The organism is Pelagibacterium halotolerans (assembly GCF_044811015.1).
GTDB classification, from domain to species: domain Bacteria; phylum Pseudomonadota; class Alphaproteobacteria; order Rhizobiales; family Devosiaceae; genus Pelagibacterium; species Pelagibacterium halotolerans_A.
Window position 1 is genome coordinate 1866940 of sequence record NZ_CP085243.1, and the last position, 24363, is coordinate 1891302.

Genomic DNA, 24363 nt, shown 5'->3' on the forward strand with positions numbered 1-24363 from the left:
GCCGGCGCGGCACTAGATTTGCATATAGTATGATTATTTGTAAAGGGAGATTCGGCGCCCTGTGCATGACGCATGCGTATTTATAAGTATGCAGGTCAATCCACTCAGGCCAGAGCGCTTCCAGCAAAAAGGGGGCACCACTTTTGCTGTTCGGAAGCCCGCAATACAAGGACATGGAGAATTTTCGCAATTCGAAGAATCGTGGAATTTGTCCAAAGCAAGATGCTCTGAGTAAATCAGCCTTACGAGACGATTTCGTAGAGCCGCTCCTGCGCCGCTTCAGGTGACATGGTTGGGTCGTTGAAAAAGTCGTTGAGCACGCCGATCCACCCTTCCGACATCTGCGTGGGCATGGCCATGGACTGCGCGCTCACAGTGCTCGATTGCGTGATCATCTGCAGCCCGAGTTGCCCGCAGCGGTCGAGACCAGCTGGATCGACATCGGTGCGCACCGGTAGCGAGCCCTTGACACGGCTGAATGCGACCTGGTTGTCGCGGTCGAGGAGCATGCGTGCGAACTCCCGCTGCGCGTCCACCGTCTCTTCGCGATTGGTAAGCGGAAATGCAAAGGCGTCGATGACCATGAAGTACGAGATGGCTGTTCCAGGAACAAGACTGCACCCGAAGTCCTCATCCACCGCATAGCCGCGCGCGATAAGCTCGCCCTTGGCCCAGTCTCCCATAAACTGCATACCGGCCTGGCCCTCACCAACTGCGGCGGTCGCATCCGCCCAGCTCATCCCCTGCCGGGCGTCGAGCGGTTGCGTATAATCCGAGATTTGCCGCAGCATGTCGAGCGCTTCGATCATACGGGAGTCTGCGACCATCGCCGCATCGCCACTGATAAACCGCGCATACCCATCGGCCCCAAGCCTGTCGAACATGATGTTATTGAAGATCAGGGAGACCTCCCAGTGCCCGCCCCCAAGCGCAATGGGCGTATAACCTGCCGCCTCGATGCTGTCGGCGGCGGCAAAGATGTCCTCCCAACTTTCCGGGACGGAAAGGTCCAGTTCGTCGAAAATCGCCTGACTGGTCCACAGCCAGTTCTCGGCGTGGATGTTGGTCGGCGCGAAGTAGATCTTGTCCTGATAGGTAATGCGGTCGATCACGACCTGAGGCAAAACCGAGCGCCAGTCGTCGTCTTCCGCAACCTCCTCGATGTCGAGGACAATACCCATCTCCGGAAGCTCGCGCGAACCTTCATTTGCATTCCATTGCATAACCGCGGGCGCATAGCCGTTGACAACGCGTTCGCTGACGACCCGCTGGACGGCAACCTTGTTTTCGGCGGGCAGATCGACCCATTGATTGCCCGTTGCGGCCCATGCCTCGCGAAACACGTCCAGGGCCTGGCTTTCGCTTTCGGAAATCCAGAAGTGCACGACGTCGAGCGGCACCGCCTCGGCAGCTGCGCCACCATGACATACGCCAGCAAAGAGTATTGCTGCGGCAGCCGTTCTCCAACCCTTATTCCAGCCCAATTCCAACCTCCTTGGTTTCATGCGATGCCGCCCTCCTTCATGCCGTCCGGCGCTCCCGTCGCAATGTCGCGACACGGGATGGCTGGGAGAGCCATTTGCTCGCAATGTCCGCCGGAAGCGGCTTGGCGAAGAAATAGCCCTGCCCGGTCCTGCAACCGGTCTTAAGCAGGAAGCGGCGGTGTTCTTCGGTCTCGATACCTTCGGCGATACACCGTTTGCCCAGATTGCGCGCCAGATCGGCTACCGCGCGGATGATCTGCTCGGACCGGGTATCCTCGCCGATCCCGGCGACGAAGCTGCGGTCGATCTTGAGTTCGTCGAAAGGGAAATCGCGCAGGTGCACGAGCGAGGCGAAGCCGGTTCCGAAATCGTCGAACGAGACCGAAAGCCCGTGTTCGCGGAAACGCGTGACCATATCGATGATTTTGTCGGTGTTTCGGTTGAGAAAGACGTTTTCCGTGATCTCGACCCCGAAATCGCTCCATTCGAGTCCATGCTCGGCGATGACATCGGAAAAGATCTCATAGCCGCCGTCGTCGACGAGCAACATCTCGGGCAGGTTTATCGCGATAGCCTCAGGAGCGAGCCCGCAGGCCTTCCAGGCCTTGAGATCGCGCCCGGCGGCATTGACCACCGCCCGGGTCATGTCGCGGATCAGACGACTTTCCTCAATCAGGGGCAAAAACTGGCCCGGCCCCAGCAGCCCAAGTTCTGGATGTTGCCAGCGGACGAGCGCTTCGAAACCCAGATGCCGACCGCTCATAAGGTCTACCTTGGGCTGATAGTGGACCACGAACTCGTCGCGCTCCGCCGCAGTCCCCAGCGCATTGCGCAACTGGGTTCGCTCGAGTTGCTCGGCGAGCGACTTTTCGTTGAAAACGACGACTGTCCCGCGGTCGCGCTTAGCCGTATAGAGCGCCATGTCGGCTATGCGCGTCAGGTCGGCCTTGTCGCTGGCATGGGGCGGGATGATCGCGCCGCCGATACTGGCCGAAACCCACAGCGTACGGCCTTCGAACGTCAACTCGCCCAATATCGCTTCGGACAACCGCCGGGCGATCGTTTCGAGCTCTGCAGCGCCGGCAAGGCCAGGGAGAAGTACGGCAAACTCGTCGCCGCCGAGCCGGGCGGCAAGATCGCCGCCGCGCAGCACCCGCCGCATCGCGTCGGCAACGTGGCGCAGCGCTGCGTCGCCGGCCAGATGACCGTATCTATCGTTGACGGTCTTGAAGTGGTCGAGGTCCACAAGCAGCAGCCCGAACGTGGTGCCACGCTGCTCGAACTCACCGAACAGAGCCGAAAGCGCACGATTGAACGTCGACCTATTGTCGAGATCCGTTAGCGAATCGGTATGGGCGAGCTTTTCGAGACGCATTTTGAAGTCGGTCGTGCGGCGCTGCTCCCTGGCGAGCTTCTTGAGCAAAGGCCCGAACAGGAACAGGCTCGCCAGCACAACACTTGCGGCCAGCAGCCCCAGCAGTGCGGTGCTGATCAGTTTGGCATTGTTGATGGTCGATGAGCTGCTGGCATGTGCGTCCGCGATAAGATCGCTGAAGAGCCGGATCAGGGCACTGTCGGAGGCAATGGCGAAGTCGATAGCCCCCCAGAACGTGTAGCGCCGGCTCCGTTCCTCATTTGTGGCCCTGACGAGTTGTTCTGCCCTTGCGAGGAATTCGCTCAGCCGCCGATCGAGATCGGCGCGCTTGTGCACGGTGACGTCGTCATTCCCGTCGAGACGCTGGAGATAGTTCTGGTCGAGGTCGCGATAGAGCCCGTCGAGCTCTTCCGACATCGCCCGGACATCCTCAACCGCCTGCGTGACTTCATCGAGCATGGGAGTGACGATGAACTCTGGCAGGTTGGGATCGGCCGATGCCCTCATGAGCGCGCGCGTATGATTGGCCAATTGCTGAAAACGGACGAACTGGCTGCTCGTTAGAAAACTGATGTGATGATGAAGTTCGTGGCGTTCGAGCGCTGTCGTCACGGTGAAATGCGTCGCGCCAATCAGAAGACTCATGACGATCGCTGCATAGACGTAGACACGCCCGATCGTCCCAATATAGCGTTCGACCGAGCGCAACCGATGGTGGTACGGAAACAACGTTTGGGACATCTTGGGCCTGGCTATGCGTCCCTGCAACGGGTGCGCGGCGCCCCCCCAACGCTCCGTACCCCACGCCTTCCCGTCATAGGCCCGCCCCCCTCTTCAGCATGTTGATATCCCTCGCGCTAAAGACCGCAAGGGCGTGGTTCATGGGCTATTAGCCGGGGCAAAAAGTTAACCTGGTATTGCTCCGGGCTCTTCCGCCTCACTCCGCAGCGTGAATCGGATATAATCGGCGCAAATCGGATAAAATTACCGGCAAATGCGGGTCGAGCCTAGGCTCAGGACCTATTAATTTGATGTGAGATGTGATTCAGGGTCTCCGATGAAGGAGGTCCTGATGAGTGATTTGTTTCTGTTGAGCGAGCGCCAGATGGCGCGGATATCACCGTATTTCCCGCTTTCCCACGGCATTCCGCGGGTTGACGACCGGCGGGTGGTTAGCGGCATCATCTACGTGATCAGGAACGGCCTGCAGTGGAAGGACGCACCAAGCGGGTATGGCCCGCACAAGACGCTCTACAATCGCTTCATTCGCTGGAGCCGGCTGGGCGTGTTCGACAGGATCTTTGCAGCGCTGGCCGGCGAAGGGCCGCAACCCGAGCGCATCATGATCGACGCCACGCATCTGAAGGCCCACCGCACCGCGGCGAGCCTTCTTAAAAAGGGGATGTTCCCCGTCGTATCGGGCGGACGAAAGGCGGGCTGAACTCCAAGCTGCACGCCGTTTGCGACGCCGAGGGCCGGCCGCTGATACTGCTTTTGAGCGAAGGCCAGATGAGCGACCACAAGGGCGCCAGGCTCTTGCTCGACGTGCTGCCGTCCGCCGACAGCCTGCTTGGCGACAAGGGTTACGACAGCAATTGGTTCCGCCAAGCTCTCGCTGACAGGGGCATCGAGCCATGCATTCCGCCGACCAAAAGCCGCAAGCAGCCGATCGACTACGACAAAGCGCTCTATCGCCAGCGCCATAGAATTGAGAACATGTTCGGCAAGCTCAAGGACTGGCGGCGCATCGCTACCCGCTACGATCGATGCGCTCACACCTTCTTTTCAGCCATCTGCATCGCCGCAACCGTCATCTTCTGGCTCTGATTAACGAGTCCTGAGCCTAGCGCGTGGCCAATGTCGTCTGCGCCCGATCGACGCCCGACTGGATCGCCTGCCGCATGGCCATGCGGGCGACCTCGGGCTCACCCGATGCAATCGCTTCGGCGATATTGCGATGCATGCGCACGGCGCGATCGAAGGCTTCCCCACCCTCGACGGGGGAGCTTACCTTGAAGCTTGCCGTTAGCGCGACCTCGACCACCGCGCTCAAAGATACCATGAATGGATTGCCGGAAGCTTCGGCGACGACTTTGTGGAACTCAAGGTCGTTGTGGGCGAATTCCTCTGCGCTCTGCCCTGTTTGCTCCATCCGGCCCAGCCAATGCATCAGCGCCTCGACGTGTTCGGGTGTTCGGCGCTCGGCTGCGAGCGCGGCGGCCTCCGGCTCCACGGCCATGCGCACTTCGGCCAGCCGGTTTATGAAGGCGATATCGAGCCCGGATTCCAGATGCCAGGCAAGCACGTCCGGGTCGAACATGTTCCAGTGTGCCCGCGGCAGAACACGCGTTCCCACACGCGCGCGCGCTTCGATCAACCCCTTGGCCGAAAGCGTCTTTAGCGCCTCGCGCAGAACCGTGCGCGAGACGCCGAACTGCTCGGTCAGCTCCGAGTCGCCGGGCAGAATCGCGCCTTCGGGATACTCACCCTGCACGATCGCGGTGCCGAGTACCCAGATCACCTGGGAGTGGAAATTGCGCGGTCGCATCCGCCCCGCCGATCCTGTCCGGCCGGCGCGTTCTCCTCCCGCTTCCGTCGTGTCGCTCATCGCTTCCAAACCTTGCCGATTGGCCTTCCGAGGCTCCGGATCCTCCCGATTGCCCAGCACCAATATAGGCCACCGATAAAGATTATAATAGGATAAATGGCAGCCACTGCAATGCCCAGTTGAGGTTGCGGTGGACGAAGGGCGCGGTTAGCCTCGGCAAGAGAGACTCACCATAAGAGCCCGACCGAATTTTCGGTTGAGCTCTAAACCTCTGAGAGCGTCATCTTGGACCAACTGTTCGCGCGCCTGCAAGCCGATCCCAAAATCGTATTGCGCGACGTTTTTGGCTATGACGATTTCCGCGGACAGCAGGAAGCTGTAGTCCGGCACGTTGCAGATGGCGGCGACGCCGTCGTATTGTTCCCCACCGGCGCGGGAAAATCGCTGTGCTACCAGATTCCCGCCATCGCACGACCGGGCGTCGGCATCGTCATTTCGCCGTTGATCGCGCTCATGCGCGATCAGGTCGAAGCCCTGCGGCAGGCAGGAGTCAATGCGGCAGCGCTCAACTCGTCGCTCTCGGGCGCCGAAGCTTCCGCGGTGCGCGACCAGCTTCTTTCGGGCGAACTCGACCTGCTCTACGTCGCCCCCGAACGGGCGACGACGCCGGGCTTCATCCAATTGCTCGAGCGCGCCGAGATCGCGCTGTTTGCCATCGATGAGGCGCATTGCGTGAGCCAATGGGGCCACGATTTCCGCCCCGAATACCGCGCGCTTGCCGATTTCACCGCGCAGTTCCCCGGCGTCCCGCGCATCGCGCTTACGGCCACCGCCGATCCTATGACGCGCACCGATATCATCGAACGCCTCGGCCTTTCGGAGGCCGAGGTCTTTATCTCGAGCTTCGACAGGCCGAATATCACCTACACCATTGTCGAGCGCGCGAACGCCAAAACCCAACTCAAGGGCTTCCTCGCCAAGCACGAAGGTGCAAGTGGCATCGTTTATTGCCTATCACGCGCCAAGGTCGAGGCCACCGCCGAATGGCTCACTGCGCAAGGCATCCGCGCCCTGCCGTATCATGCCGGGCTCGCGCCCAACGTCCGCATGGCCAATCAGGATGCGTTCCTCAAGGAAGACGGGCTGTGCCTCGTCGCCACGGTCGCATTCGGCATGGGCATCGACAAGCCGGACGTGCGCTATGTCGCTCATCTCGACCTGCCCGCCACCATCGAGGCCTATTATCAGGAAACCGGCCGCGCAGGCCGGGATGGCCAGCCTTCGGATGCATGGATGTGCTACGGGATGGCCGACGTCGTCCAGCGCCGGCGCATGATCGAAGAAGGCAATGCGCCCGATGAGGTCAAAACCATTGAGCGGCGCAAACTCAATGCCCTGCTCGCGGTCTGCGAGACCGCCGATTGCCGCCGCAAGGCGATCCTCGCGCATTTCGGCGAGGCGCATGGCGGCAATTGCGGCAATTGCGATACCTGCCTTTCCCCGGTCGAGACCTGGGACGGCACCGATACCGCGATCAAGGCCCTTGCCGCGATCTACCGCACCGGCCAGCGTTTCGGCGCGGGACATATCGTCGATGTTCTGACCGGCAAGACCACCGACAAGGTTACCCGCTTCCGCCACGACCAGCAGCCCGTTTTCGGTGCTGGCCGTGACATCAACGCCAAGACCTGGCACTCGGTTCTGCGCCAGCTGATGGCGATGGGGCTGATCCACACCGATCACGCCGGCCATGGCGCGCTCTATCTCGACACGGAGGCCCGCGCCGTCTTCAGAAACGAGCGCCAAATCACCTTCCGCAAGGATGCCGTGCGCAAGACCACGGAGTCTCTCAAGCGCTCCCGCAGCCCTGTGGACATCTCCGAGGAGCACCAACCCGTCTTCGAAGCCCTGCGCGCCGAACGCACGCGGCTCGCCCGCGAACAGAGCGTACCGCCTTACGTCATCTTCCACGATTCAACGCTCAAGGTCATGGCCGTCGAGCGCCCGCAATCGCGCGATGCGATGATGGATTTACCGGGCGTGGGGCAAGCCAAGCTCGAGCGCTATGGCGACTCGTTCCTGGCCGTGCTCGGGCAGTTCGCGCCGGAGGAAGAACCTGACCGATAATTCGGTGAGACTCTAAGCCTTCACGCCCGCATCGGCCTCCCATCCCGGTCGAACCGGTGGATCTGGCTCTCGACCGGCGAAACCGAAATCCTCTCGCCCACCGGATGCCGGCTCGTCCCTTCCTGGCGCACGATCAGCGGTTCATCCGCACCGATCTCGACATAGACGTAGGAGTCGGATCCAAGATTTTCGGTATGTACCACATCGCCCGACCAGCGACCGTCGGGCGTGATCCGGATATGCTCGGACCGGACCCCGAGCGTCGTCGCCCGGAACGCGTCGGCGAACTGCCCGTTCAAAAAGTTCATCTTCGGGCTGCCGATAAACCCGGCAACGAAGAGCGATTGCGGGTTCTCGTAGAGTTCGAGCGGCGTGCCGACCTGCTCGATCACACCGTCACGCAGGACGCAAATCCGGTCCGCCAAAGTCATCGCCTCGACCTGATCGTGGGTGACGTAGATCATCGTGGTCTTGTGCATATCGTGGTGGAGCTTGGCGATCTCGAGCCGGGTCGCCACGCGCAGCGCGGCGTCGAGGTTCGATAGTGGCTCATCGAAGAGGAACACCTTTGGGTCGCGCACGATGGCCCGCCCGATCGCCACGCGCTGGCGCTGCCCGCCCGAGAGCTGTTTGGGCAGACGGTCGAGATAGGGTTCGATCTGCAGCATCTGTGCGGCTTTCAAGACCCGCTCGCGGATTTGCTCTTTCGATCCCTTGGCGAGCTGCATGCCGAAGGCCATGTTGTCGTAGACCGTCATGTGCGGATAAAGCGCGTAAGATTGGAACACCATCGCGATGCCGCGCTTGGACGGGGTCAACCCGTTGACCACCTTCCCATCGAACAGAAGTTCACCCGAGGTGATGTTCTCAAGCCCCGCGATCAGCCGCAAAAGCGTCGACTTCCCGCAGCCCGAAGGGCCGACGAAGACCATGAATTCCCCGGAATTGACGGTGAGGTCGACGCCACGGATCACGTCGACCATGCCGAAGGATTTGCGGATGTTTTTAAGTTCGAGATTGGCCATTGGACAGATGAACTCCTTAGCCTTTGACGCCGCCGGCGGTGAGGCCGGAGATGATCTTGCGCTGGAAGATGAGAACGAGGACGACGAGCGGCACGGTGACGATGACAGAGGCCGCCATGATATTCCCCCACGGGATTTCGTACTGACTGCCGCCCGAGAGGAGCGCGATGGCGACGGGCACCGTGCGCGTGGCGTTCGATGACGTGAACGTCAAAGCGAAGAGGAATTCGTTCCACGCCGCAATGAACGCCAGTAGCCCCGTCGTCACCAGCGCCGGCCACATCAGCGGCATGAAGACTTTGGTGATGATCACCCAGGGCGTCGCCCCGTCGACGATCGCGGCCTCTTCGATCTCGATGGGCAGATCCCGCATGAAGGTGGTCAGCACCCAGACGGTGAAGGGCAGGGTAAAGATCGTATAGGAAAAGATCAGCGCCCAGATCGTGTTGAAGAGGCCGAAAAAGCGGATCACCTCAAAGAGCCCGGCCAACACCGCGATCTGCGGGAACATCGAAACCGAAAGGATCGTCAGCAACAAAAGCCCCCGTCCCCGGAATCGCACCCGCGAGAGTGCGTAGGACGCGGTCACCGCCATCAGAAGCGCAAGGCACACAACGAGGGTCGAAACGATGAGCGAGTTCCAGAGGTTCTGGACGAAGCTGCCTTGTGTCAGGACCGAGGCGTAATTGCCCAGAGAGAGCGATGTCGGCCAATAGGTGATCCGAAAGAGGTCCGTACCCGATTTGAAGCTGGTCAGGATCGCATAGTAAAACGGGAACACTGCGATCACGACGATAGCGACAACGAGCGCGTAAAAGCTCGTGCGTTTTACGATTGCCCAGGCCATCAGCGGTCTCCCCCTTCAAGCCTGACGCGGCCGAGCCAGATATAAAGGATCGTCATCACCGCGATGATGAGGAACAAAAGCGTCGACTGTGCCGAGCCGTAGGCGAACTTGTCGAACTCGATGAGGTTCTCGCGGCTCACGATCGACATGGTTTCCGTCGCCGAGGAATTGGGCGTCAGCACATAGATGAGGTCGAAAATCCGCATGGCATCGAGCAGCCGGAAGATGATCGCGACCATGAGCGCGGGGCGCACCAGTGGCAGAGTAATGCGGAAGAACTGCTTTACCGGATGCACGCCGTCGATGTCGGCCGCCTCATAGATATCCTTGGGGATCATCTGCAGCCCGGCGAGGATCAAAAGCGCCATAAAAGGTGTCGTCTTCCAGATGTCGACCATCAGCACGGCCGTCATTGCCGTATCGGCATTGGCCGTCCAGGCGATCTTTTGCGAAATGAGCCCAAGGCTGAGGAACAGATCGTTGAGGATGCCGAACTGGTCATTGAGCATCCAGCCCCACATGCGGGCTGAGACGATGGTGGGGATGGCCCAGGGGATCAGGATCGCGGCGCGAACGATACCTCTGCCCTTGAATTCGGCGTTCAAAACCAACGCCACGATCATCCCGAACACCGCTTCGAGCGACACCGAGACGACGGCAAACCGCATCGTGTTCCACACCGCGTTCCACCAGTCGGGATCGACCAGCGTCCCGCGGAAGATCGTGCGGCCAGATTCGAGCGTGCGCCAATTGAGATAGTTCGCGAAGCCGACCCATTCGTGGTCGTAGAGATTGGTCAGCGAAGCGTCGGTGAAGGAGAAATAGATCGACCGCAAGAGTGGCCAACCGGCCACGATCAGAAGTGCGACGATCATGGGAATGAGAAAGATGCGTGCTGAGCGCACGCGCTGGGCCAGAAGCTCGTTCTTGATCGGCTTGGCTGGCGTCGCCATTGGGCTGGCAACGGTGCCTTCCACGCTCATTGGGCTACCCATTCAACGTTAGTTTTGTGGCCTGTGGACGGATAGCCGCCCACAGGCTGTTGCGGACGCACCGGGGATGACACCGGCGTGCCCAACGGGGAGGTCCTACCAGCCGTTACCCCTCAAATCCTCGAGATCGATCTCGAGGATTTCGAGGTTCTCGGCCGCTGAGCCGTTGCCCGAGAGCGTTTCGTGCACGGCACCCCAGAACAGTGAGGAGACTTCGTTATAGTCAGTCTTGGTGGGTGCCGAAGGCCGCGGCACGGAATTCTCAAAGACTTCCTTCCAGCGCGGAATGATCGGCTGGGCTTCGGCAATATCGGCGTCGTCGTAGAGCGCCTGGATGGTGGGGAGGTTGGATTGGCTGATCGCGCGTTCCTTCTGAACCTCGGCCGAGGAGAGGAACAGCGCCAGTTCGATCGCAGCGTCGGGATTTTGCGAATATTTCGAAACCGCGACATTCCACCCGCCGAGCGTTGCTGCCGAGCGCGCACCTTCGCCATCGCCCATGGGAAGCGGGGCGACGTCGAAATTCCCCGCAATGGCGGAGTCCGCCCCGTTTCCAAGCGAATAGGCATAAGGCCAATTGCGCATGAAAACCGCATTGCCGAGCTGCCAGACGCCGCGACTTTCCTCTTCCATATATGCGAGCACGCCTTCAGGCGCGATGGTACCGACCCAGCCTGCGGCCCTCTCGATGGCCGCCGCGGCCCGCGGGTTGTTGATCGAGATCGTACCGTCGGGTTCGACGATCTGCCCGCCGCCATTCGACATCACCCATTCGAGTGCGTCGCAGGTCAGCCCCTCGTAAGCGTTGCCCTGGAAGACGAAACCCCACATGTCCGCGTTCCCTGCGGCGCGCTCAGCTTCCATGACCTCGGCGGCGGTCGCTTCGAGCTCTGCCCAAGTCGTGGGGACGTCCTTGCCGTATTTTTCGAGAAGGTCGGTGCGATAGTAGAGCGCCGGCGCGTCGGTGAAGGCCGGCAATGCAACGAGACGCCCGTCGACGGTCTGGGATTCGATGATGGCGGGGAAGTGCTCATCGACAACATCCGCGGCGGCTTCAGTTAGGTCGAGGAACTGGTCGGCAAGCTGGGGCGCCCAGATGACGTCGGTCTGATAGACGTCGATGTCGGTATTGCCGGCGGCAAGCCAGAGCCGGTACTGGCCGAACTGGTCTGTCGTCGAAGAGGGCATGGGCACGATGGTGACGGTATGCCCGGTGTGCTCTTCGAAACGATTGAGTTGGCCGCGCAGGAATTCAAGCCCGTTACCGGTGTCGCCGGAGACGATCGACAGATCGGCCGCGCCTGCGACGCCCGCGAAAAGGGTCACACTCGACAAGAGACCGGCAAGTATTGTTGTTGCTTTCATAAAATCCTCCCAAGTTCTCAAAAGACAAAGGAGCACCCTCCGCCGAAACGCGATATCCACGCGGCGTAATTCCCTCCCTTGCAAAGCGACTATTGGCCCCCGACCTCCGTCAAACTGGCATCCAAAGCGCTTTGGCTGGAAATTGACAGAAGCTCATAGTCCTGTCAATACAGCCTGGTCTCACCATTTATACTTGGGGAATAATCGACATACCCGAGAATCCCTTTTGTCGGTATCCCGCTGAAATCGCGGCCATTTTTCACCAGCACCGGCAGATAGTCCGGTTCGTCCATTGCGCAATGAGACCGATTACATCACCAACGGGCGGTATATCTCGAAAAGAAATAATGCTATGGCAGGCGCGAAAATTCTTGGGATTGAACATTGGCAAGCGGTTCTGGCCCCTGCCTCAGCGCGACCGTAATGGTGAAACTCAAAGACCTCGCCGCCCAGCTCGGCGTCTCGCAAACAACCGTCAGCCGTGCCCTCAACGGCTATCCCGAAGTCAGCGAAGAAACCCGTGCGCGGGTGATCGAAGCGGCCATGCGGCTCGGATACCGGCCCAATGCAAGCGCATTACGGCTGGCGACCGGACGTGCGGGCGCGATCGGGTTCGTGCTTGAAAAGAGCGGCGAGTTGCACGCGAGCGAATTCCTGATCGGCATGGGTCAACGGCTCGCACCGGAGGAAATCGATATCGTCGTCAGCCCGCTCGAATCCGATCGTGACGAGGCCGACGTCTATAAGCGCCTTGCCGCCTCGCAAAAAGTCGACGCGATGGTGCTGCATTCGCCGATGCCCGATGATCCGCGCATCGACCTCTTGCACGATCTGGACATGCCGTTCATCGTCCATGGCCGGTCCGAAGGCGCCGCGCCGCATGCCTGGCTCGACATCGACAATGAAGGCGCGTTTCGTCAGGCGACCGCCGAGCTGCTCGCGCTTGGGCACCGCCGCATCGCCAATATCAACGGCCCCAAAGGCCGCTCCTATGTCGCGCACCGCGACGCCGGTTACCGCGAGGCGCTCGCCGATTTCGATATCGCGTCCGATCCCGAACTCATGTGCTACGGCATCTTCTCGGACGAACAGGGCTTCCGCTTCGCCAACGCGCTCCTCGATCTGCCGGACCCGCCGACAGCCTTTCTCGCGGGCTCGATGATGACCGCGCTCGGGATTTTCCGCGCCGTGCGTTCGCACGGCCTGGAGCTGGGACGCGACGTCTCGCTCATCGCGCATGACGACGAGTTTCCCTATCTCAACGCCTCCGCCATGGTACCGGCGATCTCGACCACGCGCTCATCCATGCGCAAAGCCGGCATCCGGATCGCCGAACTGGCACTCGAAATCCTTGCAGGACGGGCGCCTGAGGACGTTCACGAACTCTGGCCGGTCGAGCTGGTCCTGCGCGAGTCCACGGCACCGGCGCCCAAACGCTAGCCAGGATCGAGAATGGCCCGCGCCCGCTGGATCACGGGTGCATCGACCATTTTGCCATCCACCGCAAAGGCGCCGCCCGTTGCCGCCTCTGCCGCAGCCAACACCCGCTGCGCCCACGCAATCTCCTCAGCGCGCGGGGCAAAGGCGCGGTTGAGGATATCGACCACCGAAGGATGCACGCAGCTCGCCCCGTCGAACCCGTGCCGCCGTGCCTCAAGCGCCGCCGCTTCGAGCGCACCGAGATCGCCATAGACCGCCGTCGACGGGAACAGCCCGAACGACAGCAATCCAAGCGCCTTGGCGGCATAGTGGACCAGCAATTTGGGTAGTTTGAGCGTCTCGGCATCGGGCTCCGCCCCAAGCGCCAACGCGATATCCTCGCCGCCTGCGGTAAGCGCAATCACCCGCTTTTGCCGCGCGATCTCCGCCGCGTTGAGCACTCCGGCAGGGTCCTCGATCAGCGGCACGAAGCACAGCGGCTCTCGCCCGCCGTCGGCATCGAGCGTGCTTAAAAACACATCCAGCGCATCCAGCTTGGCCGCATCGGCCTTGGCGACATAAAGCCCGAACGCCCCGCCGCGATGCGCAGCCTCGGCATCCATCCGCGCGGTGTCGAGATCGGCATTGATCCGAACGAACACCCGCCCGCCCGCCTGCCCGACCCGCGCGATAGCGTCGGCCAGTCCCGCCCGCGCACGATCCTTGTCTTCGGGTTTCACCGCATCCTCGAGGTCGAGGATCACCGCATCCGCCCCACGCTCATGCGCCCTGGCGATGAACCGGTCATTATCGGCGGGCACGTAGAGCAGCGAACGCAGCCTCATCGATCCTGCCTCAACGCCGCAGCAATCGCCTCCGCGCCGAGCCCCGCCTCAGACAAGATCGCCTCGCCATCCGCCCCAAGCTCTGGCGCCGGCCGATAGAACCCACCCGGCGTCTCCGACAGCCGCGGCACGACATTGTGCATCGGCATCGCCCCGAACTCGGCATCCTCGAGATCGACAAACACCTCCCGCTCGCGGAAATGCGCGTCCCCATAGGCATCCGCAATCGAATAGATCGGCCCCACCGTCGCCCCCGCATTGCGCATGATCTCAAGCGCCTCACCGCTCTCATGTTGCGCAAACCACCCGCCGATGGCCGCATCCACGAGGTCGCGGTGCCTGATCCGGTCAGAATTCGTCGCAAAACGCGGATCCTCGATCATATCGGGACGCCCGATAGTGCGGAAAATCCGCTCGGCCACGCTCTGGGTCGACCCCGACAGCGCGAGATATTTGCCGTCGGCACAGACATAAACGTTGCGCGGGCATGAGGTGTTGGACGCCGACCCGATCCGCTCTTTCACCAACCCCGTATGCCGGAAAATCGCCGCCTCGGGCCCGAGCACCGAAAAGATCGGCTCGAGCAGCGACAGATCGATCACCTGCCCCTCGGCCCGCCCCGTCTCGCGCGCCAGCAGCGCCGTCGCGGTCGCCGAGGCGCCGTAAATTCCGGCGATCATATCGGCCAATGCCAGCGGCGGCAGGATCGGCTCGCGGTCGGGAAAGCCTGTGCGATAGGCATATCCGCTCATCGCCTCGACAATCGTCCCGAACCCCGGCAGATGCGCGTACGGCCCCGTCTGCCCGAACCCCGAAACCCGCACAAGAATAAGCCCGGGATTGCGCGCGTGGAGCTTTTCAGGCGCCAGCCCCATCTTTTCGAGCGTACCGGGCCGGTAGTTCTCAATCAGCACGTCAGCGGTTTCAATGAGCGCCCAAAGTGCGTCCATCGCAGGTGGGTGCCGCAGGTCGAGGACAACCGAGCGCTTGTTGCGCCCATAGACCTTCCAGTAAAATGCCGCCCCGCCATCCTTCCACGCCCGCAAGGGATCGCCGGCGGGCGGCTCGACCTTGATGATGTCGGCGCCGAAATCCCCCAACTGCAGCGAAAGCATGTTGCCTGCCACGAGCCGCGACAGGTCGATGACCTTCACCCCCGAAAGCGGTCCCTTGGCCTCCGGATCGAACGCGCGCGGTGTCGTGGCCCCCGCCATCAGTGCAACCGCGCGCCGGTTCCGGCGTCGAAAACCAGCGCCTTATCGGCCTCGGGCCGCACGGCGATCGTGTCGCCCGGCGCGAACGGCGCATGGTTATGAACAACCATCGAGACCTCCTGCGCGCCGAGCCGGATCATGAGTTCCTGATCCTCACCAGTCGGCTCGACCAGCACGATTTCGGCGGGCATGCCCGTCTCATCGAGCGCGATGTGTTGCGGCCTGATGCCATAGGTCACCCGCGTGCCCTCGACCAGATCGACGGGCGCGGCAAGCGGCACCTGCGTGCCGTCCTGGAGCTTCACTTCGGCGGCCCCATTCCCGAGCACGGTTGCAGGCAAAAGGTTGATTTCGGGCGATCCGATGAATCCGGCTACAAACGTGTTGGCCGGATTTCCATAGACCTCCATGGGCGTCCCCAATTGTGCGATCTGCCCGTCATTGAGCACCACGATCCGATCCGCCAGCGTCATCGCCTCGGTCTGGTCGTGGGTGACGTAGATCATCGTCTTGCCCAGCCGCTGGTGGAGCTTCTTGATCTCCCCGCGCATTTTCACGCGCAGTTTCGCATCGAGGTTCGAAAGCGGCTCGTCGAAGAGAAACGCGGTCGGATTGCGCACGATGGCGCGCCCCATGGCAACACGCTGGCGCTGACCGCCCGAAAGCTCGCGCGGCAACCGGTCGAGGAGGTTTTCGAGCCCAAGGATCGTCGCGGCCTCGGTGACCCGCTTTTCGATCTCGGCCCTGGGCTGCCCGGCGAGCTTTAAGGCAAAGCTCATATTGTCGGCCACCTTCATATGCGGATAGAGCGCATAAGATTGAAACACCATGGCAAGATCGCGCTGCTTGGCGGGCATGGCGTTGACCACCTTGCCGCCGATGGCGACAGCCCCGGCGGTGATGTCCTCAAGCCCCGCGATCATCCGCAAAAGCGTCGATTTCCCGCAGCCCGAAGGCCCCACGAGCACGATGAATTCGCCCTCGCCGATATCGAGCGAGATATCGTTGAGAACCGGCACCTGGCCGTAGCGCTTAAAAACGCCATTGAGCGTGATCTGAGACATGGCGCTTTCTCCCTTAGAGCCCGTCAATACTCATGGATTGGATTTTGACTGGTTCCCCCTCTCCATCGTCATCCGCAGGCTTGACCCGCGGACCTGGCTGCATCCCCACGCGTGCTGTGCCGAGGACAGGCCGCAAGGTCGCCGGGTCAAGCCCGGCGATGACGAGGGGAGGGACAGGCAATCTGTGACCATCTCCGTTCGGCGTCATGAACGCTCCTCGATTTCGATAACCCCGACCGAAATCCGCCCGGGCGCGCCCATGCGAATGCCGCACTGGCCATAGGCAAAGCTGTCGTCGCGGGCTTCGAGCAGCGGCTTACCGTCGACCGCAAAGCGGATCGCATCGCCCTCGACAGTCGCTTCGAGCGCATAGCTGCGTCCATGCTCCACGGCAAAATCGGTCTCTGCCAGCACTGTCGTGCCGAAATCCTCCTTGAGGATCACCGCCTTGCCGTTCTCGAAACCAACCGCATAAAACCGCCCAGTACCCTGCGCGCGCAGGGTCAGAAGATGCGACGCCCCCGCTTCAGGGTGGATATCGGCATGCATGGTGAGGTCGCGGGCATAAAGATGCCCGGTCCAGATATCGGCGTCAGAAGCCGTCAGTCCGGTGATCCGTCCGTCTTCGAGCCTCCAGTACCCCCGGTTCCACGTGAACCGCGAGACGGCCTCCCACTCCTCGACTTCGTTGGCAGGATCGATCCGCGTACGCCCCGGCCCGGAAACCTCGAAATTGGCAAGGTGCAGCTTGCCGAGGAATTTCAGACGCCCGAAATATTCGATCCGCAAGCCGATCTCATCGACAGCCTCGCCATCCGCGTCGGGCACCACGAACGAAACCGACGTCCACGCCCCGGCCTCAGGCTGTGTCCAGGCGCCGACCTCCTCAATGGTCTTGCTCATCGTGCGCCGCACGTACGGCACGACCCGCAAATGCCCGTCGCCCTCCCAGGGCTCGAGACGGACATCGAAGGCGACCGTCTGCCCCGCAGCTACCAGCGGTGAGAACATCGGACGATAGCGCTCATCGTCGAAATCGGCCCGGCGGTAAAACGGCTTCCAGAAAACGTTGCCACTGTGCCCGCGTTCGAACCTGTCGATCAGGATTTCGAGCGCGCCTTTGGTCCCGCCCACCGTTTCGATATCCGACCACCCCAGCTCAAGCTGATTGGTCCCCGCCGTCCGGAACCCGTGCGTCGATCCGGGCAGCGCAAAGTCGAACCGCACGCCGCGTCGGGTCATATCGAGCACCCATTCGGCGGGCGCCTCACGGCCATCGAGCTGCAGCGCCAACGTCGTCAGTTCGCGCGCGAAACTTGGGATATCGACGATGTTAAGCGCTCCGGTCACACCCGAGGTCACCAACATGTCGTTGATCGGCTTGCGGTACTTGTCCCAGCCATCAGTGACGCCCTGGAACGTCCCGATGACCGCCCCGGCATTGCCCGCATTGCAGTCGGTATCCCAGCCACACATGGTCGCGATCTCGACCGTCCGGCAGAGATCGCCTTCGCCATAAGCAATCGCGAGCGCCAGCACACCCGCATTGGGGATGATATGACAGACACCGGGATAACGGTCATACCCCCAGTCGCGGGCGAGCATATCCCGGCACGCGCGCCAATCCCCCGGCGCCGCCTTGCGCTGGGCCAGCACGGCATTGACGACGGCGGCATAAGTCGAATTCGCCGGAATGACCGCCAGCCCGGATTCGAACAGCGCATCGACCGATTTGGCCTCGAACGCCGCCGCGATCATCGCGGCAACGAACCGCGCTCCGTTGAGCCCCTCCCCATCATGCGCCACGCTCGCGGCCGTTGCCGACATTTCGGCGGCCCGCTGCGGATTGCCCGGATTCACCCAGCCCCAGCTATCGATGAAAATCTGCCCGCCAATCTGCTCGGCAATCGCCGCGCCGTTCTGCGCGATCGAACCAGAGCGCGGCGCCTCGATCCCCGCGCGCAGATTGAGATAGGCCGTGTGCTCTGTCGAACGCCCATACCCGCCCCACCAATACATGCCGTGGTCCTCCGCGGCGTAGTTGAGCCACGTCTTGGCGACTTCGCGAGGGGTGGGACGCAACTGATAATCCCGCATCGCGCGGATGAAATAGACCGGACCATTGGTGTCGTCGTCGGCGGCAAAATTGGTGAAATCGCGCAGGTAGCCCGTGATCTCACCATAGGTGTCGCGGATGCGCTCATAGGTCCAGATCGTCGGTTCGACGGGTGCGCCCAGGCGCACGCCAATGGCCTTGCCGAGAAAGCCGGAATAGATGCGGAACAGAATGTCGGAAGGTGAGAGCATGAAGGGTCCGATATGTCTTAAAGCTATTGCGCGGGCACGCTCGCGCCCGCAATCGTGGCGCGGTGCCCGTCGATGGCGGCACGGCGGCGGCGGTCGGCGTCGAAGATCGCCTCAACCGTCCGCGCAAACCGCTGCGCCTCATTGGCAAGATTGAATTTATTGACGCGGTCGAGCTGGTCGGCCTCGGCGGTGTCGATCACCGCGTCCCCGTGCATCGCCCCGAGGATCGCCCCGGCCATGACCCCGATCGAATCCGTATCGCGCCCCGAATTGACCCCGTCCTCGACCGCCTTGCGGAAATCGCCCTCGGCGGTGATGCAGAAGCCGAGCGCCAGCGGCAGCTCTTCGATCGATAAAAACCGCGACGGCTGATAGTTCGGCGTCGCCTTACCCGCCTTGGCCGCGGTATGGTCGAGATCGTCCCCGAGCGGCGAGAATTTCGCAATCCGCGCGTGGAAGGTTCCGACGATTTCGGGGTAATCCGCGCCCTTGTCGCGCAGCTTTTCCGCAGCCCCCGCAATCTCTTCAATCGCCTTGCGCGTGCCGTCCTTGGCGACCCCATGCGCAGCCGCCACGACCTGCGCCACGCTCGCACCAGGCACGAACGCCGCCGCGACCGCCGCTGCCAGCACGCCCGCCGCTTCGAGCCCGTAGCTCTGCTGGTGCCCGCTCGCAAAGGCAATCGCCTCGTCATAAGCGCCCTGCGGATCGCAGGCGTTCACCACGCCGACCGGCGCGATATACATCGCCGCCCCGCAATTGACCATATTGCCGATCCCACCCTGACGCGGATCGCAAGAGGCAAGCTGATGGCGCTGGAAAATCCACTTCTCGGGATAGAACAGCCGCTCAAGCAGGGGGCATTCGCGCTGGAGTTCGGGCACGTAACGCGGCACCCACGCGATCTGCCGGACCATCCCGTCCGCCATGTCCCATGCATCGAGGTGCCGCCCGGCCTCATTGTAGACCGCCATCAGGCACAGCGTCATGAGCGTGTCGTCGGTGACGATGCCATTGCCCCGCACTCGGCCCTTGCCCGCCGCGGGATCGCGACTGGTACGGTGCCACTTGTTGTCGAGCGAGGTCACGCGCCCATAGAGCGCTTCGATCTCGGTAGGCGAGAGCTTTTCGACGGGCGCCCCGATGGCGTCGCCGAAAGCGACGCCATGGAGAAGGCCCCGGACCCGCCCGGAAAAGGACGGGTCCGATTTTGCCGTTGCGGTCATGGAAGCACGGTCCTTGCGTAGTCGGTCATCCGCTGGCCGCCCGCGTCGTACCAGCCCTGGACGTACTGGTCCCACTGGTCCATCGACCATTCGCCGGAGACGAAACGGTAGACGCTGGTGCGATAGTAGTTCTCCGCAGCGTCGACGTCGGCGGCGTATTCGGCATGCCACACGAAGGCATTGTCGGGCGTGAAATAATGCGCGCCCTGTTCGAGCGATGCCTGTGCGACCGGCGAGAGCAGATCGACCGGCGGCGTCCAGGCACTCGGTTGCGCGATCATGAAGCGCGAATACCAGGTGCCCATCGCCTCGGTGATCTCGTAGCTGCCGCCGTCATTGGTATAGTGCTCGCCCTCGAAGCCCATGCGCTCGAAGGTCTGACCTTCGGGGCTCGCGAGGAAGTCCATCAGCGCGACAACCTCTTCCTTATTCTCGGACAGCGCCGAAAGTGCGAAGCCGCGCGACTCCTTGGAGACATCGACCGCCTCGAGCCCCTGGCCCACACCGGCGGGCGGATCGAGCAGCACGAGTTCCGCCCCGTCGTTTATCTGCCGCATCTTGGTGCGGTAGATGTCGACAACCGGTCCCGCCGTGCCCATCACGATGCCGACCTTACCGGTATAGAACTTGTCTTCCTTCACCTCCCAGTTCGAGGTGATGAATTCGGGGTCGAGCAGCCCTTCGGCAAAGAGCATCTGGTAGTATTCGAGCTTGTCGCGCTCCGCGTCCGAAACCCGCGCATTGATCCACTCGCCGTTTTCATCCTGCATCCAGGTCGTGGCGACGCCGAAGGCCTGGTTGAAGACCGCGTCGAGCTCTGCGGTATTGTCCGGCGCGATGATGCCGTAAGTGTCCTCCTCGCCATTGCCGTCATAGTCCGACGCCGCGAGCACGCGCATCATCTCGGTCCATTCTTCGAGCGTCTGCGGCCGTTCGAGCCCGGTTTGCTCGAGCCAGTCCTCACGCATCACCGGAGATTTCGTGCGCGCGGGGAAGACGTAGAGGAGGTAGGGGTAGTTATCGAGCCGGTCGCCATTATGCGGCCACAGCGCCTCCTGGAGATGCTCCGTCTCCTCGATCCACGGCCGCCAGTCTTCGAACAGCCCCTGATTGGCGAACTGCTCGTCCCCGCCCTGGAAGTATATGAGGTCCGGGATATCCCCCGACAGCAACATCAGCGCGAGCTTGTCCTGATATCCGGCGCTCGGCAAATCGACGATCTCGATGTCGATCTCCGTGCCCTGCGCCGCCATCGCCTCCTCGATGCGCTCAATATGGGCGACGTCCTGGGGGTTGGTGGTTAAAAGATCTTTGGCAACCACGCGAATGGTCACCGGCTGGGCCAGTGCGGCACCGGCCAGCCCCGCGCCGAGCGCGAGCGCAGCGACCGACGCCATGAGTGTTTTCGCAAGCATTTTGGTTAAACTCCTCCGTTTTCGTGCTTGGATTATCCTTTGAGAGCACCGCTCATGGTGCCCTTGGTGAAGAATTTGAGAATGAGCGGATAGACCGCCAGGATCGGCGCGATGGTGAGCATGATCATCCCGGCCTCGAGCGCCCGGACGTTGATCCGGCTGGCGCCTTCATAGGTGTTCATCGCCTGCACCCCGACCATCCCGGCCTTGTCGCCCTCGACGACGAACTGGCGCAGCACCACCTGCAGCGGCTGCATGGCCTGATCGTTGAGATAGATCATGGGCCGCAGGAAGTCGTTCCAGTGATAGACGAGGTAAAAGAGCGTGATCGTCGCGAGCGCCGGCCGCGTTAACGGCAGCACCACCCGCCAGAGCGTCTGGAAGGCGTTGGCGCCGTCGAGCTCGGCAGCCTCCAGAAGCTCGCCGGGCACTTCCTCGAAGAAGCGGATGAGGATGATCAGGTACCAGGCGTTGACCATCTTGAAGAGGATCACCGACCAGTAGGAATTCAACAGTCCCAGTTCGCGGATGACGAAATAATCGGGAATGAGCCCAGGCTCGAAAACGATCGTCACCAGCACGAAGACGATCAGCACCCGCCGCCCCGGCAGCCGTGGCCGCGACAGCGCCCAGGCCATCAGCGCGGTGAAGACGACGTTGAGAATCGTCCCCGAAACCGTGATAAAGATCGAGTTCACAAGTCCGCGCAGGACGTTGGGATGTGTAATCAGCAGGCGCCAGACGTCGAGCGAGAACCCGTCGGGCAGCACCGCAAGCCCGCTCATTCCCGGCACCTCGGCGGGGTCCGAGAGCGAAATCGCCAAAAGGTGCAGCACCGGCTGCACGGTCACCACCACCATCAGCAGCAGCGCCGAGACGATGATCGTCTGCTCGATCCGCTCGAACCGTGTCGTGTTGGCTCGCATCACCACACCCCCTTGCCGATCAGGCGCTTGGAGATGGTGTGGGCCGCGACGATCAGCGCCATGCCGATGACGCCCTTGAAGAGCCCCGCCGCGGTCGCGAGCGAGAACTGCCCGGACTGCAGCCCGATCCGGTAGACATAGGTGTCGATGATATCGATCTGATCGCGGATCGCATCGTTGGAGAGGTTGATGATCTGGTCGAACCCGGCGTTCATGAAGAGCCCGACATTGAGAATAAAGAGCGTCGCAATCGTCGGCGCGATCCCGGGTAGCGTCACGTGCCAGATCTTGTGCCAGCGATTGGCGCCGTCCATCTCCGCCGCGTCATAGAGCTGCGGGTCGATGGCCATGATGGCGGCGAAATACAAAAGCGAATCCCAGCCCGCCGACCGCCACATTTCCGAAAAGACGACGACCCAGCGGATCGCCCCGGAATCGGTCATGAAGCCGCGTGGCGCCAGCCCGAACCAACCTGTGATCTCATTGATCACCCCGCTCGAAGGCGAGAGCGCCGCGATGAAGATGCCCGCGATCACCACCCAGGAGAGGAAGTGCGGCAGGTAGATCGCCGACTGGATGAAGCGCCGCAGGTTCGAATTGCGCACCTCGTTGATCAGAAGCGCAACGAGAATCGGCACCGGGAAGACGAAGAGAATCTTCATCCCCGAGATGATCAGCGTATTGGCCAGAACCTGGTAGAAAACCGGCGATCCAAACAGCACACCGAAATGCTTGAACCCGACCCAGAGATTGTCCCCGAAGATGCGGAAGTCCTCGAAGGCCAACTTGGCGAGATAGATCGGGTAATAGTGAAAGACCAGGAAGTACACGACGCCCGGCGCCAGCATGATGTAGTAGGGCAGCCAGGTGCGGAATTTCACCCCGCGTTGCATCCGCCGCATCACGCGTTCGTCGAACTTACCCTCTCGCGCCGTTTTGGGAACGTTCCCAAAATCGGATGCAACAGCCGCCACGGATTTTTCGTCGAGGCTCATCGCTTACCCTCTCCCCACCGAAGCCAACCGCGCCGGCCCTGTGCCGACACGGTCCGCAAGCGATCCGCGCACTTCGAGCGTGCACGGCAACAGCACGCGTCGGTGCTCGACATCGCCCTCGATCGCTTCGACCAGCAGCTTCATCCCTTCCGCACCGATCCCGCGCGCGGGCTTGGCGACGGTCGTCAGCCCGGGATCCGAAAACGCCCCTGCAGGGATCCCGTCGAACCCGAGGATCGAAATGTCGTCAGGGCATTTGAGCCCTGCCTCGCGCACAGCGAGCAGCGCGCCAAGCGCCATCAGATCGTTGGCCGCAAAGACACAGCGCACCGCATCCTTGCCGCGCTCGAGCAGCCGCAACATCGCAGCGCGCCCGGACTCCACAGTATATTCGCCCTCCTCCATCAGAAGCGTTGAAGGGTCGACATCGTGCGCAATGCAGTGATCGTGCACCACACGCAAGAATCGTACCCGAGCCAATCGCGGTGACCCCACAAGCAGCGCCGGCCGGTGGTGGCCTAGCGCCGCCAAGTGATCGAGCCCCAGCGCAACGCCCTGCGCGATATCGCTCCCCACGCTCGAAAGCTCGGGAAACCGCTCGGCGCTCGACCCGATCAGGACGACCGGCAGCCCGAACCGGCCCAGCCCGTCCACATTGTCCGCCACCGGATTGACGATGGCACCGTCCACCCGCGCCTGACGCAACGCGCGCAGATGCGATGCTTCGCGCGCGGGGTCCCAGTCGGAACTGAACACCAGAAGCGACGCCCCGCTCCGCGCCGCCTCGTCCTGCGCGCCACGCGCCACCTCGGCCCAGAAGGGGTTCGCGATATCGGGAATAACGAGCCCAAGCATACCGGTGCGCCCCGAACGCAGCGAATGGGCCAGATGATTGCGCTCATAGCCCAGCGCCCGCACGGCACCCATCACGCGCTCGCGCGTTTTCTCTCCGATATGCGGCGACCCCGACAGCGCCCGCGCGACGGTGCTCTTGGAGACCCCCGCGGCTTCGGCAATATCGATAATCGTCGGCTGCCTGTTGCGACTCTTGGACATTCACCGGCGGACAACAAATGCCCGCACCCTCCCTTTTGAAATCTTGGGAACGTTACCATCACAATTTTGAGCCGTCAATGGAACACAAAATGAAGGAAGGCGCTTCAAGCATCAGCGAGTCGCGACACCACTC

19 protein-coding genes are annotated in these 24363 nt (G+C 62.0%); 3 read left to right on the forward strand and 16 right to left on the reverse strand.

Going from position 1 to position 24363, the window contains the following annotated elements; all coding sequences use genetic code 11:
* Positions 1-242: 242 nt before the first annotated feature.
* Together LG281_RS09170 and LG281_RS09175 are read right to left on the reverse strand one after the other, a co-directional pair.
* Positions 243-1484 (reverse strand): ABC transporter substrate-binding protein, encoded by a 1242-nt coding sequence (locus tag LG281_RS09170; RefSeq protein WP_404406532.1) that lies wholly within the window; start codon positions 1482-1484, stop codon positions 243-245.
* Positions 1485-1521: 37 nt separating this feature from the next.
* On the reverse strand, positions 1522-3600 hold the full coding sequence (locus tag LG281_RS09175) for a putative bifunctional diguanylate cyclase/phosphodiesterase (RefSeq protein ID WP_404406534.1): 2079 nt from the start codon (positions 3598-3600) through the stop codon (positions 1522-1524).
* A 331-nt stretch (positions 3601-3931) separates the two neighbouring features.
* Between LG281_RS09175 and LG281_RS09180 the strand changes: the two genes are divergently transcribed.
* Positions 3932-4686, forward strand: a protein-coding gene (locus tag LG281_RS09180) for an IS5 family transposase (RefSeq protein WP_404400331.1) whose coding sequence is annotated in 2 segments (ribosomal slippage) — positions 3932-4265 and positions 4265-4686 — 756 coding nt in all. Because the reading frame shifts where the segments join, the coding sequence is not laid out codon by codon here.
* A 16-nt stretch (positions 4687-4702) separates the two neighbouring features.
* On the opposite strand, the gene LG281_RS09185 is transcribed toward LG281_RS09180, so the two are convergent.
* Positions 4703-5467 (reverse strand): FadR/GntR family transcriptional regulator, encoded by a 765-nt coding sequence (locus LG281_RS09185; RefSeq protein ID WP_404406536.1) that lies wholly within the window; start codon positions 5465-5467, stop codon positions 4703-4705.
* A gap of 225 nt (positions 5468-5692) precedes the next feature.
* On the opposite strand from LG281_RS09185, the gene recQ reads away from it, so the two are divergent.
* Complete coding sequence (gene recQ / locus LG281_RS09190) at positions 5693-7534, forward strand: DNA helicase RecQ (protein WP_404406538.1); 1842 nt, start codon at positions 5693-5695, stop codon at positions 7532-7534.
* 20 nt (positions 7535-7554) lie between these two features.
* On the opposite strand, the gene LG281_RS09195 is transcribed toward recQ, so the two are convergent.
* From LG281_RS09195 to LG281_RS09210, 4 genes are all read right to left on the reverse strand, one after another.
* Entirely contained in the window at positions 7555-8559 is a 1005-nt protein-coding gene (locus LG281_RS09195; RefSeq protein ID WP_404406540.1) for an ABC transporter ATP-binding protein, read from the reverse strand.
* Between the two features lie 16 nt (positions 8560-8575).
* Positions 8576-9406: a carbohydrate ABC transporter permease gene (locus LG281_RS09200; protein WP_404406542.1), complete on the reverse strand. Its 831-nt coding sequence runs from the start codon at positions 9404-9406 to the stop codon at positions 8576-8578.
* Positions 9406-10359, reverse strand: coding sequence for a carbohydrate ABC transporter permease (locus LG281_RS09205; protein WP_404406685.1), 954 nt, complete (start codon positions 10357-10359; stop codon positions 9406-9408). The genes LG281_RS09200 and LG281_RS09205 overlap by 1 nt, the downstream gene beginning before the upstream one ends.
* Before the next feature lie 135 nt (positions 10360-10494).
* Positions 10495-11763, reverse strand: coding sequence for an ABC transporter substrate-binding protein (locus tag LG281_RS09210; protein ID WP_404406544.1), 1269 nt, complete (start codon positions 11761-11763; stop codon positions 10495-10497).
* A 426-nt stretch (positions 11764-12189) separates the two neighbouring features.
* Here LG281_RS09210 and LG281_RS09215 point away from each other — a divergent pair, with 426 nt between their 5' ends.
* Complete coding sequence (locus LG281_RS09215) at positions 12190-13203, forward strand: substrate-binding domain-containing protein (RefSeq protein ID WP_404406687.1); 1014 nt, start codon at positions 12190-12192, stop codon at positions 13201-13203.
* Here the strand turns inward: LG281_RS09215 and LG281_RS09220 are convergent.
* The 9 genes from LG281_RS09220 to LG281_RS09260 all read right to left on the reverse strand — a co-directional run bounded on the left by LG281_RS09220 (position 13200) and on the right by LG281_RS09260 (position 24230).
* Positions 13200-14027: an HpcH/HpaI aldolase/citrate lyase family protein gene (locus tag LG281_RS09220; RefSeq protein WP_404406546.1), complete on the reverse strand. Its 828-nt coding sequence runs from the start codon at positions 14025-14027 to the stop codon at positions 13200-13202. The genes LG281_RS09215 and LG281_RS09220 overlap by 4 nt on opposite strands.
* Entirely contained in the window at positions 14024-15241 is a 1218-nt protein-coding gene (locus tag LG281_RS09225) for a CaiB/BaiF CoA transferase family protein (protein ID WP_404406548.1), read from the reverse strand. The genes LG281_RS09220 and LG281_RS09225 overlap by 4 nt, the downstream gene beginning before the upstream one ends.
* Positions 15241-16305, reverse strand: coding sequence for an ABC transporter ATP-binding protein (locus LG281_RS09230; RefSeq protein ID WP_404406550.1), 1065 nt, complete (start codon positions 16303-16305; stop codon positions 15241-15243). Before LG281_RS09230 ends, LG281_RS09225 begins: the two co-directional genes overlap by 1 nt.
* Positions 16306-16509: 204 nt before the next feature.
* The gene (locus LG281_RS09235) at positions 16510-18612 is read right to left on the reverse strand and encodes an ADP-ribosylglycohydrolase family protein (protein WP_404406552.1); all 2103 of its coding nucleotides are present in this window, start codon (positions 18610-18612) and stop codon (positions 16510-16512) included.
* 23 nt (positions 18613-18635) lie between these two features.
* Positions 18636-19838, reverse strand: a complete 1203-nt coding sequence (locus LG281_RS09240; RefSeq protein WP_404406554.1) for an ADP-ribosylglycohydrolase family protein — start codon at positions 19836-19838, stop codon at positions 18636-18638.
* On the reverse strand, positions 19835-21253 hold the full coding sequence (locus tag LG281_RS09245) for an extracellular solute-binding protein (protein WP_404406556.1): 1419 nt from the start codon (positions 21251-21253) through the stop codon (positions 19835-19837). The genes LG281_RS09240 and LG281_RS09245 overlap by 4 nt, the downstream gene beginning before the upstream one ends.
* A 32-nt stretch (positions 21254-21285) precedes the next feature.
* Positions 21286-22179 carry a carbohydrate ABC transporter permease gene (locus LG281_RS09250; RefSeq protein WP_404406558.1) on the reverse strand — a complete coding sequence of 298 codons (894 nt, stop codon included), beginning with the start codon at positions 22177-22179 and terminating at the stop codon, positions 21286-21288.
* Complete coding sequence (locus tag LG281_RS09255) at positions 22179-23174, reverse strand: ABC transporter permease (RefSeq protein WP_404406560.1); 996 nt, start codon at positions 23172-23174, stop codon at positions 22179-22181. Before LG281_RS09255 ends, LG281_RS09250 begins: the two co-directional genes overlap by 1 nt.
* 3 nt (positions 23175-23177) lie before the next feature.
* Entirely contained in the window at positions 23178-24230 is a 1053-nt protein-coding gene (locus LG281_RS09260; RefSeq protein ID WP_404406562.1) for a LacI family DNA-binding transcriptional regulator, read from the reverse strand.
* Between the last annotated feature and the right edge of the window lie 133 nt (positions 24231-24363).

Bases quoted from the DNA above. Each gene is read 5' to 3' on its own strand.
- LG281_RS09235 (WP_404406552.1), bottom strand. From the start codon at position 18,612: ATGCTCTCACCTTCCGACATTCTGTTCCGCATCTATTCCGGCTTTCTC.
- LG281_RS09225 (WP_404406548.1), bottom strand. From the start codon at position 15,241: ATGGCGGGGGCCACGACACCGCGCGCGTTCGATCCGGAGGCCAAGGGA.
- LG281_RS09250 (WP_404406558.1), bottom strand. From the start codon at position 22,179: ATGCGAGCCAACACGACACGGTTCGAGCGGATCGAGCAGACGATCATC.
- LG281_RS09200 (WP_404406542.1), bottom strand. From the start codon at position 9,406: ATGGCCTGGGCAATCGTAAAACGCACGAGCTTTTACGCGCTCGTTGTC.
- LG281_RS09195 (WP_404406540.1), bottom strand. From the start codon at position 8,559: ATGGCCAATCTCGAACTTAAAAACATCCGCAAATCCTTCGGCATGGTC.
- LG281_RS09205 (WP_404406685.1), bottom strand. From the start codon at position 10,359: ATGGCGACGCCAGCCAAGCCGATCAAGAACGAGCTTCTGGCCCAGCGC.
- LG281_RS09210 (WP_404406544.1), bottom strand. From the start codon at position 11,763: ATGAAAGCAACAACAATACTTGCCGGTCTCTTGTCGAGTGTGACCCTT.
- LG281_RS09255 (WP_404406560.1), bottom strand. From the start codon at position 23,174: ATGAGCCTCGACGAAAAATCCGTGGCGGCTGTTGCATCCGATTTTGGG.
- LG281_RS09245 (WP_404406556.1), bottom strand. From the start codon at position 21,253: ATGCTTGCGAAAACACTCATGGCGTCGGTCGCTGCGCTCGCGCTCGGC.
- LG281_RS09260 (WP_404406562.1), bottom strand. From the start codon at position 24,230: ATGTCCAAGAGTCGCAACAGGCAGCCGACGATTATCGATATTGCCGAA.
- LG281_RS09185 (WP_404406536.1), bottom strand. From the start codon at position 5,467: ATGAGCGACACGACGGAAGCGGGAGGAGAACGCGCCGGCCGGACAGGA.
- LG281_RS09230 (WP_404406550.1), bottom strand. From the start codon at position 16,305: ATGTCTCAGATCACGCTCAATGGCGTTTTTAAGCGCTACGGCCAGGTG.
- LG281_RS09175 (WP_404406534.1), bottom strand. From the start codon at position 3,600: ATGTCCCAAACGTTGTTTCCGTACCACCATCGGTTGCGCTCGGTCGAA.
- LG281_RS09220 (WP_404406546.1), bottom strand. From the start codon at position 14,027: ATGAGGCTGCGTTCGCTGCTCTACGTGCCCGCCGATAATGACCGGTTC.
- LG281_RS09240 (WP_404406554.1), bottom strand. From the start codon at position 19,838: ATGACCGCAACGGCAAAATCGGACCCGTCCTTTTCCGGGCGGGTCCGG.